This window comes from Mesorhizobium sp. M8A.F.Ca.ET.202.01.1.1 (genome assembly GCF_004791595.1).
In the GTDB taxonomy this organism is placed as follows: Bacteria; Pseudomonadota; Alphaproteobacteria; order Rhizobiales; family Rhizobiaceae; genus Mesorhizobium.
Genome location: NZ_SRUN01000011.1, coordinates 36685 through 50313, shown reverse-complemented (window position 1 = coordinate 50313; position 13629 = coordinate 36685). Strand labels below are relative to the sequence as shown.

The 13629-nt window shown below is 64.2% G+C and carries 14 protein-coding genes; 12 read left to right on the top strand and 2 right to left on the bottom strand.

Annotated features, from left to right (window positions below):
- Nucleotides 1-29 precede the first annotated feature (29 nt).
- The 9 genes from EN845_RS22690 to EN845_RS22635 all read left to right on the top strand — a co-directional run bounded on the left by EN845_RS22690 (nucleotide 30) and on the right by EN845_RS22635 (nucleotide 9686).
- Nucleotides 30-887: a CoA transferase subunit A gene (locus EN845_RS22690; RefSeq protein ID WP_127872876.1), complete on the top strand. Its 858-nt coding sequence runs from the start codon at nucleotides 30-32 to the stop codon at nucleotides 885-887.
- Nucleotides 884-1690 (top strand): CoA-transferase subunit beta, encoded by an 807-nt coding sequence (locus tag EN845_RS22685; RefSeq protein WP_127872877.1) that lies wholly within the window; start codon nucleotides 884-886, stop codon nucleotides 1688-1690. Before EN845_RS22690 ends, EN845_RS22685 begins: the two co-directional genes overlap by 4 nt.
- Before the next feature lies 1 nt (nucleotide 1691).
- Nucleotides 1692-2897 (top strand): 3-oxoadipyl-CoA thiolase, encoded by a 1206-nt coding sequence (gene pcaF, locus EN845_RS22680; RefSeq protein WP_127281051.1) that lies wholly within the window; start codon nucleotides 1692-1694, stop codon nucleotides 2895-2897.
- Between the two features lie 337 nt (nucleotides 2898-3234).
- Nucleotides 3235-4266 carry a BMP family protein gene (locus EN845_RS22670; protein WP_127872878.1) on the top strand — a complete coding sequence of 344 codons (1032 nt, stop codon included), beginning with the start codon at nucleotides 3235-3237 and terminating at the stop codon, nucleotides 4264-4266.
- Between the two features lie 232 nt (nucleotides 4267-4498).
- Nucleotides 4499-6010, top strand: a complete 1512-nt coding sequence (locus EN845_RS22660) for an ABC transporter ATP-binding protein (protein ID WP_127872879.1) — start codon at nucleotides 4499-4501, stop codon at nucleotides 6008-6010.
- 258 nt (nucleotides 6011-6268) lie between these two features.
- Nucleotides 6269-7324, top strand: a complete 1056-nt coding sequence (locus EN845_RS22650) for an ABC transporter permease (RefSeq protein WP_127872880.1) — start codon at nucleotides 6269-6271, stop codon at nucleotides 7322-7324.
- Complete coding sequence (locus EN845_RS22645; protein WP_127279726.1) at nucleotides 7321-8265, top strand: ABC transporter permease; 945 nt, start codon at nucleotides 7321-7323, stop codon at nucleotides 8263-8265. The genes EN845_RS22650 and EN845_RS22645 overlap by 4 nt, the downstream gene beginning before the upstream one ends.
- Nucleotides 8266-8452: 187 nt before the next feature.
- On the top strand, nucleotides 8453-8608 hold the full coding sequence (locus tag EN845_RS22640) for a hypothetical protein (RefSeq protein WP_127279725.1): 156 nt from the start codon (nucleotides 8453-8455) through the stop codon (nucleotides 8606-8608).
- 136 nt (nucleotides 8609-8744) lie between these two features.
- Nucleotides 8745-9686, top strand: a complete 942-nt coding sequence (locus EN845_RS22635) for an LLM class flavin-dependent oxidoreductase (protein ID WP_127872881.1) — start codon at nucleotides 8745-8747, stop codon at nucleotides 9684-9686.
- Between the two features lie 6 nt (nucleotides 9687-9692).
- Here the strand turns inward: EN845_RS22635 and EN845_RS22630 are convergent, their stop codons facing one another.
- A complete protein-coding gene (locus EN845_RS22630) occupies nucleotides 9693-10379 on the bottom strand; it encodes an isochorismatase family cysteine hydrolase (protein WP_127872882.1) in 687 nt (228 codons plus the stop codon).
- Nucleotides 10380-10721: 342 nt separating this feature from the next.
- On the opposite strand from EN845_RS22630, the gene exbB reads away from it, so the two are divergent.
- From exbB to EN845_RS22615, 3 genes are read left to right on the top strand one after another with little or no spacing between them, the layout of a single operon-like run.
- Nucleotides 10722-11669 carry a tonB-system energizer ExbB gene (gene exbB / locus EN845_RS22625; RefSeq protein ID WP_127872883.1) on the top strand — a complete coding sequence of 316 codons (948 nt, stop codon included), beginning with the start codon at nucleotides 10722-10724 and terminating at the stop codon, nucleotides 11667-11669.
- Nucleotides 11670-11682: 13 nt separating this feature from the next.
- Nucleotides 11683-12150, top strand: coding sequence for a TonB system transport protein ExbD (exbD, locus tag EN845_RS22620; protein WP_127872884.1), 468 nt, complete (start codon nucleotides 11683-11685; stop codon nucleotides 12148-12150).
- A complete protein-coding gene (locus EN845_RS22615) occupies nucleotides 12147-13085 on the top strand; it encodes an energy transducer TonB (RefSeq protein ID WP_127872885.1) in 939 nt (312 codons plus the stop codon). The genes exbD and EN845_RS22615 overlap by 4 nt, the downstream gene beginning before the upstream one ends.
- 15 nt (nucleotides 13086-13100) lie before the next feature.
- On the opposite strand, the gene EN845_RS22610 is transcribed toward EN845_RS22615, so the two are convergent.
- Nucleotides 13101-13352 (bottom strand): hypothetical protein, encoded by a 252-nt coding sequence (locus EN845_RS22610; protein ID WP_127277088.1) that lies wholly within the window; start codon nucleotides 13350-13352, stop codon nucleotides 13101-13103.
- Nucleotides 13353-13629 lie beyond the last annotated feature (277 nt).

Below are 13629 nucleotides of genomic sequence, written 5' to 3'. Positions count from 1 at the left end.
GAACTTTTTCTAATTGTGAGGGCGCCGCGATGGTGAAGTTCCTGCCGCTTAAACAGGCTGTCGCGGAGAGCCTGAATAATGGCGACTCCGTCGCCTTCGAAGGCTTCACCCATCTGATCCCGACAGCTGCCGCGCATGAGGCGATCCGCCAGGGGTTTCGCGACCTGACCCTGATCCGCATGACACCCGATCTGATCTACGACCAGATGATCGGCATGGGCATGGCGAAGAAAATCGTCTTCTCCTATGTCGGCAATCCTGGTGTCGGCCTGCTGCGGCGCGCCCGCGATGCGATCGAGAACGCTTTTCCCCGGTCGATCGAGGTCGAGGAGCACAGCCATGCCGGAATGGCCAACGCCTATGAGGCGGGCGCGGCCGGCCTGCCTTGCGCGGTGTTCCGTGGCTATCGCGGCGCCGGGCTGGCCGCAGTCAATCCGAACATCAAATCGGTCACCTGTCCGTTCACCGGCGAGGTGCTGGCGGCGGTTCCGTCGATCCGGCCCGATGTCACCTTCATCCATGCGCAGAAGGCCGACAATAAGGGCAATGTGCTGGTCGAAGGCATTATCGGCATCCAGAAGGAAGCGGTGCTGGCGGCCAGGCGCGCCGTGGTCACGGTCGAGGAAGTGGTCGACAATTTCGACGACCTGCACCCGAACCTCACCGTGCTGCCGCGCTGGACCATCGCGGCGATCTCGGTAGTGCCGGGTGGCTCGCATCCGTCCTATGCGCATGGCTATTATGCGCGCGACAATGCCGCCTATCTCGAATGGGACGAGATCGCCGCCGACCGGGAAAAATTCCAAGCGTGGATGCAGGCCAACGTCATCGAAAGAACCGCCGACGATTTCGCGGGCCGCGTCGAACATCTGAGGAAAGCGAGATGAGCGACAACCAGAACCCCTTGGGCTTTACATCAAACGAGATGATGACGATCGCGGCCAGCCGGGCCCTGGGGAACGACGACGTCTGCTTCGTCGGCATCGGGGCGCCGTCCGCTGCCTGCAATGTGGCGCGGCTGACGCGTGCGCCCGACATCACGCTGATCTATGAGAGCGGCACGATCGGTACGGCGCCCGACGTGCTGCCGCTGTCGATCGGCGACGGCGAATTGTGCGAAACAGCGGTCACCACCGTCGCGGTGCCGGAGATGTTCCGCTACTGGCTGCAGGGCGGCCGCATTTCGATCGGCTTTCTCGGTGCGGCGCAACTCGACAAGTTCGGCAACATCAACACCACGGTCATCGGCGACTATTTTCATCCCAAGACCAGGCTGCCGGGTGGCGGCGGCGCGCCGGAGATCGCGACGTCGTCAAAGGAAATCTACATCACCATGGCGCAGACCAAGCGCGGCATGGTCGAAAAGATCGACTTCTTCACCTCGTTCGGCCATGGCGAGGGCGGCGATCATCGCCAGCGGCTGGGCATCGACACCGCTGGCCCGACCTTGCTGATCACCGATCTCGCCATCTGGAAGCCGGACCGGGTCACCAAGGAATTCACCGTTGTCTCGCTGCATCCTGGCGTCACCCGCCAGCAGGTGCAGGAGAGCTGTGGCTGGGTGGTTAAGTTCGCCGAGGCGCTTGACGAAACGCCGGCCCCAAGCGAACTCGAACTCAAGACATTGCGCGACCTGCAGGCCCGCACCAAGGCGGCGCATGAGGGGACCGGAAAAGGGAAAGCTGCCTGACATGGCCGAGGCCTATATTTGCGACTATATCCGCACGCCGATCGGCCGCTTCGGCGGTTCGCTGTCCTCGGTACGTACCGATGACCTTGGCGCCATCCCGTTGAAGGCTTTGCTTGAGCGCAATCCCGGGATCGACTGGCAGGCGGTGGACGACGTCGTCTATGGCTGCGCCAACCAGGCCGGCGAGGACAACCGCAACGTGGCGCGCATGGCGCTGCTGCTGGCCGGCCTGCCGCAGGAGATTCCGGGCTCCACCGTCAACCGGCTGTGCGGCTCGGGCATGGACGCGCTGACCATCGCTGCGCGCGCCATCAAGGCCGGCGAGGCGGAACTGCTGATTGCAGGCGGCGTGGAATCGATGAGCCGGGCGCCCTTCGTCATGCCGAAAGCCGACGCTGCTTTTTCGCGCAATGCCGAGATTTACGACACCACCATCGGCTGGCGCTTCGTCAACCCGCAGATGAAGAAGCAGTATGGCGTCGATTCCATGCCGGAGACCGGCGAGAACGTCGCCGAGGATTTCGCCGTGTCACGCACCGACCAGGACGCTTTCGCGGCACGCAGCCAGGACAAGGCGGTCGCGGCACAAGCCAATGGCCGGCTGGCGAAGGAGATCACTCCGGTGGCGATCCCGCAGCGCAAGGGCGATGCGGTCGTCGTGTCGAAGGACGAGCATCCCCGCGCCGGCACCACGGTCGAAGCGCTGGCCAAACTGCCGACGCCGTTCCGGCAAGGCGGCACGGTGACGGCCGGCAATGCCTCCGGCGTCAATGACGGCGCGGCGGCGCTGGTCGTTGCTTCCGAGGCAGCGGTGAGGAAATACGGGCTGACGCCGATCGCGCGCATCCTTGGCGGTGCCGCCGCCGGGGTCGCGCCGCGCATCATGGGCATCGGTCCGGCGCCGGCAACGCAAAAGCTCTGCGCGCGGCTCGGCCTGACGCCGAAACAATTCGATGTCATCGAACTCAACGAAGCCTTTGCCTCGCAAGGCATCGCCGTGCTGCGCCAGCTCGGCATCGCGGAAGATGCCGAACACGTCAATCCGAATGGCGGCGCCATCGCGCTCGGCCATCCCCTGGGCATGTCGGGCGCCCGCATCTCCGGCACGGCTGCGCTGGAGCTGCGGGAACGCGGCGGCCGCTATGCGCTGGCCACCATGTGCATCGGCGTCGGCCAGGGCATCGCCATCGCGCTCGAACGGGCCTGATCGGAGACTGCAAATTGCCAGGGTTGGCGCCGCCCCTCATCGCCCTGCCGGGCACTTCTCCCCGTATAGTGACGGGGAGAAGGAAGCTGGCGGCAATGCCGGCGCCCTCCTTTGAACGCCGGTGATTGGCGAAACCGGCAATGACAGGCCCCTCTCCCCGTCACTATACGGGGAGAGGATGCCGGCAGGCAGGTGAGGGGCGGCGGCAACCTGAAGCGATTGGCCGCTCTCAAATTTGACCATGTGGACAAAAGTCTAGACCCGTTCCATAGTTCCTCGTCTGACATTCTTAGGGAACAGCCGGCTCGACACGGCTGTCGAACAGAGGGGCACTTCAATGGAAAACCGGAAGAACAAATCTCATTTGATCCGCGAAGGGCTCTCGCGGCGCAACGTGCTCGAACTCGGCGCGCTGGGTTTCGCTGCGGCGATGCTGCCGGGTGCGGCCTTCGCGGCGGGCAAGAAACTGAAGGTGGCGGCTATCTTCGCCACGCCGATCGAGGAACCCTGGGACAACCAGATCCACGTCGCACTGCAGAAGGCCGAAAAGGAACTCGGCATCGAATACAAATGGTCCGAGAAGGTGCAGACCGCCGACTTCAGCCGCGTCATGCGCGAATATGCGCAGGGCGGGTACCAGCTGGTGCTGGGCGACGCCTTCGCCGCCGAGCGTGAATCGCGCCGCACGGCCAAGCAGTTCCCCAAGACCGCATTTCTGTTCGGCTCAGGCGCGGGGCCGGCCGAACCCAATTTCGGCGTCTTCGACAACTGGATCCACGAGCCTGCTTATCTCTCCGGCATGATCGCCGGCAAGATGTCGAAGTCGGGTACGGTCGGCGCGGTGGCGGCGATGGGCATTCCGGAAGTGAACCGGCTGGTCAATGCCTTCTTCGCCGGCGCCAAGGAGGTCAATCCGAACGTCAAGAAGAAGGTCGCCTTCATCGGTTCCTTCTTCGATCCGCCCAAGGCCAAGGAAGCGGCGGTGGCGCAGATCGACGCCGGCGTCGACGTCATCTATGCGGAACGCTTCGGCGTCATCGAGGCGGCGGTCGAGAAGAAGATCCTCGCCATCTCCAACATGTCCGACCAGTCGAGCCTCGGCCCCGATACGGTCATCACCGGCCCGGTCTGGGACATGTACCCGACGGTCGAGCAAGCGATCAAGCTGGTCAAGGCCGGCGTCTACACGGCGCAGGACTACGGCGATTTCTCGCGCATGGCCAAGGGCGGCTCCTATCTCGCGCCCTTCCACAAGTTCGACAAGGCCTTGCCCGCCGAGGTCAAGGATCTGGTCGAGAAGAAGAAGGCCGAGATCCTGGAAGGCAATTTCCGGGTGGATGTCGACGAGAATACGCCGGTTTCGGATTGAGTTCTGATCTTTAGGGGTTGGTGCTAGGCGCCCCTCTGTCCTGCCGGACATCTCCCCCTCAAGGGGGGAGATTGGCAGCTTCGGTCTTTGCGCCTTTCCTCCGACGTGGAAGATTGGCGAAAGCGCCGATGACATCTGATCTCCCCCCTTGAGGGGGAGATGGCCGGCAGGCCAGAGGGGGTGCAGCGTTGCCCTCTGCGGTTAGTCACCGGATCGCAAGTCAGGAGCACCCTTGCCCGCCCCACTCATCGAAATGCGCGGCATCACCAAGAGCTTCGGCGCCGTCAAGGCGAACGAGGCTGTCGATCTCAGCGTGGCGCCAGGAGAAATCCTCGGTTTGCTCGGCGAGAACGGCGCCGGCAAGACCACATTGATGAACGTGCTGTTCGGCGCCTATGCGCCGGATGCCGGCGAGATCCTGATCCAGGGCCGGCCGGCGCGGATCACCAGTTCGGCGGATGCGCTGGCCGCCGGCATCGGCATGGTGCATCAACATTTTCATCTGGCGCCACGGCTGACCGTGCTGGAAAACCTGCTCATCGGCATTCCGGGCAAGGCGGGGCGGATCGATCGCGCCGGCGGGCTGGTGCGGCTCGCCGAAATCAGCAGCCAGCATGGGCTGACACTCGACCCCAACCTGCCGGTCTCCGCGCTGTCGGTGGGCGAGCAGCAGCGGCTCGAAATCGTCAAGGCGCTGTTTCGCGGCGCAAGGCTCTTGATCCTCGACGAGCCGACCGCGGTGCTGGCGCCGAGCGAGGTCGGCGGGCTGTTTTCGGCGTTGCGGTCGATGGCGGCGCAGGGGCTCGGCATCATCTTCATCTCGCACAAGCTCAACGAGGTGCGGGCGCTGACGCATCGCTGCACCGTGCTGCGGCATGGCCGCGTCGCCGGCCGTGTCGATGATCCGGCAAACACGACGTCGGCTGCAATGGCGCAATTGATGTGCGGCCATGAAATCGTGCCGCCGGCGCGTGGGCCATCGACACCGGGCGCCGATGTGCTGATCCTCGACCGCATTTCGACCTCACGGCATTCGGGCACCGCGTTGCGCGATGTGTCGCTTGTGGTGCGTGCTGGCGAGATTCTCGGCATTGCCGGAGTCTCGGGCAATGGCCAGCGAGCGCTGGCGGAGGTGATCTCGGGCGTGCGCGCGCCCGACAACGGCCAAATGACGATAGCCGGCAAACAGGTCGTGCACTTCTCGCCGCGCGAGGTGCAGGCGCTGGGCCTTGGCCGCATCCCGGAAGACCGCATGACGACGGGGCTGGTCACCAATCTGCCGCTCGCCGATTCGATGGTGCTGCCGCGCATCGGCACATCAGCTTTCTCCGCCAGGGGGCTGCTCAAGCCGGATGCGATCCGCGCTTTCGCCGAGGCGCAGATCAAGGCCTATGATATCAGATGTCCCGGGCCGATGACGCGGGCCGGCGCGCTGTCCGGCGGTAATCTGCAGAAGGCGCTGCTGGCGCGCGAGCTTGCCTTTGACCCAAAGGTTCTGATCGTCTCACAGCCGACGCGCGGCCTCGACATTGGCGCGGCCCGTTTCATCCACGAGAAATTCCTCGACATGCGCGCCAAGGGCTGCGGCATCGTCGTCATCGGCGAGGATCTGGAGGAACTGATGGTGCTCTGCGACCGCATCGCGGTGATGTATGAGGGCCGCATCGCCGGCACGCTCGACAGCTCCGATGCGAGTGTTGCGCGACTCGGCCTGCTGATGACCGGCGCGGAGGGGAAGGCGTAGCATGGGTTTGCCTCGACGTTTCGCTTGGGAGGTCGCCGCCGCCCCTCACCTGCCTGCCGGCATCCTCTCCCCGTATAGTGACGGGGAGAGGGGCGCTCTCGTCGATGGTTTCGCCAACCATCAAGGTCGCGAAAACAGTCGCCGACGTTGCCGCCAGTCCCCTTCTTCCCGTCACTGTACGGGGAGAAGGTGCCGGCAGGCGGATGAGGGGCGGCGCCAACGTTCCGCGGCTAGTCCAAGAGCGGAGGGCCAAGGCTGATGTTTCGCCTCGAAGTCCGGACCTCCACGCCAGCCTGGTTCAACCTGGCACTGCCGTTGCTGGCGATCGCTGCCACGCTCGTCTCGTGCAGCGGCCTGATCGCGCTGGCCGGGGCTGGTGTGTTCGAATCCTATGGCGTCATGTTCACCGCTTCGCTCGGCGACAGCTATGCCATCACCGAAACGCTGGTGCGCGCCGCACCGATGATCTTCACCGGGCTGGCGGTCGCCGTCGCCTTCCGGGCCAAGTTCTGGAACATCGGCGCCGAGGGGCAATTGCTGGCCGGCGCGGTGGCCAGTTGCTTCGTCGGCGCGATCCCGATGCCGGGGCCACTCGCCATGCTGCTGATGGCAATCGCCGGTGCTGCTGCCGGTGCGGCGGTGGCGCTTGTCCCCGCGGCGCTACGGGTCAAATTCAAGGTCGACGACGTCGTCAGTTCGCTGCTCCTCAACTCGGTCATCTACTACGCGTTGATGGCGCTGATCGAAGTGCCGTGGAAGGATAGCTTCAGCGGCTACCCGATCTCGCCGCCGATCGAGGATTCGGCCAATTTTCCGGTGCTGATCGAAGGCACGCGGCTGCATCTCGGCGTCATCGTGGCGCTGGTCGCGGCGCCGCTGATCTGGTTCCTGATCGTGCGCACGACGCTCGGTTTCCGCATCCGCGTCACCGGTGAAAACCCGGAAGCCGCCAGATATGGCGGCATCCATGTCGAGCGGGTGCTGATCTCGACAGCATTGCTTTCCGGCGCGCTGGCCGGCCTCGCCGGTGTCGGCGAGGTCGGCGGCGTGCACTTCCAGGTGATGAGCGATATTTCGCCGGGCTACGGCTATTCCGGCATCGTCGTCGCCATGCTGGCGCGGCTCAACCCGCTCGGCGTGGTGCCGGCGGCGATCTTCCTGGCCGCCGTGATGACCGGTGCGGAAGCGATGTCGCGCGCGACCGGCGTGCCGGCGTTCCTCAGCGACGTCATCCAGGGCACGGCTCTGCTCGCCATGCTGGTCGCGCTGCTGTTCACCGCCTATCGCATCCGCCGCGTCGGGGTCGCCCGATGAGCGCCGTGCTGGAACAGATTTTTCAGGTCGGCTTTCTCGCCGCCATCATCCGCATCGCCACGCCGCTGGCCTTTGCCACGCTCGGCGAAATGTTCTCCGAACGGGCCGGCGTGCTCAATCTCGGCATCGAAGGCATCATGCTGCTATGCGCCATGACCGGCTTCACCGCCACCAGCCTCAGTGGCAGCCTGTGGCTTGGCGTGCTGGTGGCGGTGCTGACCGGCATGCTGATGGGCGCGCTGCATGCGCTGTTCACGGTGGCGCTCGGCCTCAGCCAGCATGTCTGCGGCATCGGCGTGACGCTGTTCTCATCGGGGCTTGCCTATTTCCTCTACCGGCTGATCTTCGGCCAGCAATCGCTGCCGCCAAGCATCAAGGGTTTTCAGACGCTGCCGATCCCGGTTCTGTCCGATATTCCGGTGCTCGGGCCGGCGGTGTTCAACCAGTTCGCGCTGGTCTACATGGCGATCCTGGCCATCCCGCTCGCTGCCTTCGTGCTCTACCGCACGCCATGGGGCCTGTCGGTGCGCATGGTCGGCGAGAACCCGCGTGCCGCCGATTCCGCCGGCGTCAGCGTCATTGCCACGCGCTTCCAGGCCGTCATCCTTGGCGGTGCACTGATGGGGCTCGCCGGCGCCTTCCTGTCGATGGCGCAGTTCAACGCCTTCACCTTCGGCGTGGTGTCCGGACGCGGCTGGGTGGCGATCGCGCTGGTCGTGTTCGGCCGCTGGGATCCGTGGCGCTCGGCGGGTGCGGCGCTGCTGTTTGCCTTCGTCGATGCGCTCCAGCTGCGCATGCAAGCGAGCGGGCTCGGGCATATCCCTTACGAGGCGTTCCTGATGCTGCCCTTCATCTTTACGATTGTCGCCATGGCGGTCATGTCGCGCAACGCGGTGGCACCTTCGGCGCTGCTGAAGCCGTTTCGACGAGAAGAGCGGTAGGCAAGAACCTTCCTGCATCGCTAGGGATGCCGCCATGCTGCGTCAGTCGATCGCTCAGATCGGCTTCAACAGCAATTTCACACCAATTTTTGGCGATCGATGAGAAAATAATTCTGCCGATGATCGAAAAATAGCAATCGACAAAGTCTACAAGTTTTATAGATTAACCGGCGAGACGGAGGTCGATATGTCCTATATCCAGAACGCCCAGACCGACAGCAGCGGCCAGAGGCTGGCCAATGCCCAGGGCTTTCGCCCGGCCTATGCCGGCGCTTTCGCCTATCTCGTCTTTGCCCTTGCGTTCGTGTTCACCGGGGCAGTCGTGCTGGGCCTTATTCCCTAAGGCACCAGATCGGCAGGGGTAGCTGCCCCACAGTTGTCAGGCAATCGGAGTTGAATGAACCGGATCCCGGAGCGCTTTCGCGCCTGTGGATTCGCATTTCACAGCATCAGTGATTCCAGTGATGGAGGAGATGACAATGCCGATCGAATTCACGCATGTTCCCGGCAAGACCGCCGACGCGACGGTTCCCTTTTTCTATGACTTCGCAGAGACCGCGACCAAACTCGGGCTGATCGAGGACGGCGGTTTCCAGAAGATCGTCGTCGACGATTCGGCCGGAGTGCTGACCAACATGGATCTTGCCGCCCAGGTGCTCAACCGCACTGCTTCGCTGGAAGTGGTGCTCACCCATTGGGCCGGCGTGATCGAACCGACGGTGGCTGCCCGCCAGTTGGCGTCCATCGACAGGGGGAGCGGCGGACGGCTGGCCCTCAGGATGATCAGCGAGCCGTTGAACGACGACGATGCCGAGACACGGCCGGTCGGACATGGCGTCGTCTGGCAGCGGATCGACGAATATCTGGTGCTGTTGAAGCGGCTGTGGTCGAACGACCGGCCCTTCGACCACGAAGGTGCGTTCTACAGCATCAAGGGTGGTTATATCGAGCGCAAGGGTCCGCATGGCGCCGACCTCGTGATCCGTATGGGCGGGCAATCCGGAACTGCGCTGAAGGTGGCAGGCCGGCATGCCGATGTCTTCGAACTGGCGCCGGGTCCGATCGACGATATCAGGCAATTGATGGAGCGGGCGCGTCGCGCCGCGGCCGAACATGGCCGCGCCGGCAAACTGCGCTTCGCGCTTCCGGTCAGGATCCACCAAGGTGTTTCCGTCGCCGGCCAAAAGACGGTCGACCTCTCCGGGCCTCCGGCCCAGGTCGCGCTGTCGCTGCTTGCCTATGCGGCTCTCGGCATCGATGAGTTCATGGTCATCGGCGTCGACACGCCACACGAGATCGCGACGGCTGGCCGGGAAACCATTGCGTTGCTGCGCAACTCCCTGGCGCGCCGGGAGGCTAACGAATTCCACCACGGAGCTTATGCGCCTGGCGCTGGGCTGGAGACGCGAGCAGTGGGCTGAGGCCCGTCAATCTTCTGTTGCATGATGTCTGCCGGCAAGCCGCGACAGGCCATCGATGACGGCGTCCGAATCGGCCAGCACGCCGAAGACGCCGTCCTCGACCGTCACCATGTGCAACGCCGCTTCATGCGCCTTTTGATCACCGCTGGCGCAGGCGTCCGAAATGGTCAGGCACTGCAAATTGCGGTCACAGGCCTCGCGCAGCGTGGTGTGAACGCAGACATCCGTCGTGCATCCGGAAAACATCAGATGCGTGATGCCTCGCGCGCGCAGCACGAGCTCGAAATCCGTATAGGTGAAGGCGCTGTTGCAGGTCTTGTCTACGATGATGTCGTGCGGTGCGACATCGATCTCCGGAACGATCTGGAACCCCGCGCCCGAGCGCAGCAGGACGTCGGTGCCGTCGAGACCGGCGCGCTTGCGGCGCCATTTCTCATAGGGCGTCATGTCGGCCATGTCGGCGCGGTAACCCTGCCTGGTGTGGACGATGGTGAGCCCGGCCCTGCGCGCGGCCGCGATCAGGCGGTTCACCGTGGGCAGGATCGCCCGCAGCGGCGAGGGGTCATATCCCTTCCTGGCGAAATAGCCCGTTGTCGACAGGAAATCCTGTTGCAGGTCGATGACGATCAACGCAGTGTTTTGGGCCACCAGCCTGCCATCATAAGGGTAGTCGAAGGGTATTGCCTTGATCATCCCGAGCTCCTTGCCGCCGGATCATTCTAGCGACTTCGCATCGATGCCGCGACACCGGAAGTCCGGTATCGTGCGGTGGATATCGCCGGCGCGGATCGCCCATAATCGGTAACAAGCCGTCACGGCGCTTCAGGGTTTTGACCGGCACATTCCCAAGAGTTGTTGAGTGCCGTTGTCATCTTCAATGTTGACTAGTAAGTTCATGTTTTATAGTCAACCCGGGCACCTGCCTGCCGTAACCAGGATTGGAAAACGGCGGCCGCGCTGGAGAAATGCCATGGCCGGGGCCGAAGCCGATACCCAGACCGCATTCTGGCCGCCGTGAGAGCAAGGAAGAAGCTCGTGTCGAGACATGGTTTGTTGGCGGCGTTGGTCGCATCGGTGATCCTGGCGGCGACCGGCGCGGTGGCCCAGGAGCAACCGGCCGTCGCTGCAGCAGTAGTCGGGGCCCCTGCCGCGCCGGCAGAAGCGGCACAAGCTGCTCCAGCTGTACCGGCACCCGCCCCACCGGCGGCTGAAGTACCAGCGATGCCTGCGCAGCCGCAGCCGGCGGGGACGGGCCTTGCGGGGACGATGGAGCTGAACCTGCCGCACGACCTGTCGCCATGGGGCATGTTCATGGCCGCCGACATCATCGTGAAGGCGGTGATGATCGGATTGGCGTTCGCGTCGCTCGTCACCTGGACGATATGGCTGGCCAAGTCGCTGGAAATTTTCGCCGGCAAGCTGCGTGTCCGCCATGCCGTCCGCGCGATCGGCGATGCCGCGACGTTGAAGCAGGCGAGCCGGGCGCTCGACCGCAGTGGCGGTCCCGGCGCGCTCCTGGTGCGGGCCGCCGAGGAAGAGACCGCGCTTTCGGCCGGCGCGCTCGACCATGTCGGCGGGGAGGGACTGAAGGAACGGGTCGCCTCGCGCCTGTCGCGCATCGAGGCGGCAGCGTCGCGGCGCATGTCGCGCGGCGCCGGCCTGCTGGCGACGATCGGGTCCACGGCGCCTTTCGTCGGCCTGTTCGGCACAGTCTGGGGCATCATGAACGCCTTCATCGGCATTTCGCAGGCGCAGACCACCAATCTCGCCGTGGTGGCGCCGAGCATCGCCGAGGCGTTGCTGGCCACCGCGATGGGGCTGGTCGCGGCAATTCCGGCGGTTGTGATTTACAACGTCTTTGCCCGCTCGATAGCCGGCTACCGGCAGACACTGGCCGACGCCTCGGCGGGCGTCGAACGGCTGGTCAGCCGCGACCTCGATTTCCGCGCGATAGCACCCGCGGCGGTGCTGGCGGCAGAGTAGAGGGGGCGGTGCCGTGGGAAGCAGGCTTCGACAGACCATGGACGACGATCTCGAGGAGAGCCACGAGATCAATGTCACGCCGTTCATCGATGTCATCCTGGTGCTGTTGATCATCTTCATGGTCGCAGCGCCGCTGGCGACGGTGGATGTCAATGTCGACCTGCCCGGCTCGACCGCGATGCCGGCGCCGCGGCCAGAAACGCCGATTTTCCTGACATTGAAGGATGATCTCACGCTCGCGATCGGCAACGACACCGTGCCGCGCCCGGCTTTTGCCGCCACGCTCGACAGCCGCACCAAGGGCGACAAGCAGACGCGAATCTTCCTGCGCGCCGACAAGGCGGTGGCCTATGGCGACCTGATGGAGACGATGAACCTGCTGCGTGCCGCCGGCTATCTGAAGGTCGCCCTGGTCGGCCTGGAGGCGGCGCCCGCCGGTGATGCCGCCGCACCGGTGCCAGGCGGAACGGCTGCCCCATGACACGATCGGCCGCCTCGCCCACGATGGGGCTGTCGCGCTTCGGCTGGCGCGACCTTGCCCTATGGGCATGTGCGGCCGTGCTGATGCTTGGGGCGCATGTCGCCGTCGCTTATGCTGTGCAGAATTTCAGTCCAGTCGAACCGTCGGATAGCGGGCCGCCGCCGGCGCCGGTGATCGAAATGGCGCCGATGATGATGACGCCGGCGGCACCCGAACAGGCGGCGATGCTCGATGTAGCGATTCCCGACCAGACCGAGCCGGTCGAGGAGACGGAGAAGACCGCCGAGCCCGACAAGGTAGTCGAGCAAGCCGAACCTGCTGCCGAGCTGGAGACGGTGCCGCCGGACGAACCCATGGAGATGATAGAGGTCGAACCGGTCGTCCAGCCGCCCTTGGACGAGGTCGTCCCCGATATTGTCGAGGCGGTCGCGCCGGAGGTTGTCGTCCCGATGCCGCGGTCAAAGCCGGCCGAAAGACGCAAGGACAAGAAGCCTGCCGAAGCCAAGGTCAAAAGGCCTGCCGACAAGCTCAAGCCAAGGCCGAAGAAGGAAAAGGCCGAACCACTGAAGACGGCAAGTGCCGCGAGCGCCGAAGCCAGGCCCGCCGCCAAGGCAGCGGCGCCGAGTTCGGCGGCCGGGTTTTCGGGTGTCAGCCCGGCCAAATGGGAATCGCGGCTGACGGCGTGGATCAATCGCCATAAGCGCTACCCGAGTGCCGCGAAATCCCGTCGCGCGCAAGGCAATGTGAATGTGACTTTCACCATGGACCCGTCCGGCCGGGTGCTGTCGGCGCGGGTCGTGCGTTCGTCCGGTGATGCCGAGCTCGACCGCGCAGCGCTCGCGGTGCTGCAGGGCGCCACCGTGCCGGCGCCGCCGCCGGAACTCGGCTCGCGCGTCATCCGTACGGCGCCATTCGTGTTCAGTCTACAGGACTAGCGCCGCCCCGTCGCGCTACGCTGTTCTTGGTTGAGCGTGGTTGTCTTTCGCGTGTGCCTTGGGATGCATCGGGTTGCCGCTGAGCTGCGCATGTCTGGCCGGGCGTGCGCCGCGCAAGACATCGAAGGCCTCGGCATAGGCCATGCCGAGCAGATAGGAGATCATGGGAAAACGGCTTGCTTCGGCCATCTGCACCAGTTCGTTGGTCATCGTCGCGATATATTGCAGACTATCGAGCTCTGACTGACGTAGTGACTGATTTGACACCTGCTGCTCCTGTCATCGGATGGAACTCTAGGAATGCGTATGGGCTACACTGGACATGTCGAGTCGGCCAATTGATGGTCGAGCCCGCCGAATGCGGGCCAAGTTCGTACCCGCGAGTAGAAAGGTAAGGTCCGGAGAGTTAATGATTTGTTAAAATTGTAGTAAATCAAATATGATCTAAAATATCTTTCCTGGCTGTAAAGTCTAAAAAAATCGATTTTACTCAGATATGGAGTAGGCAATCGCTAGCATACGCTTTTTCGGGATATTCTTGTTC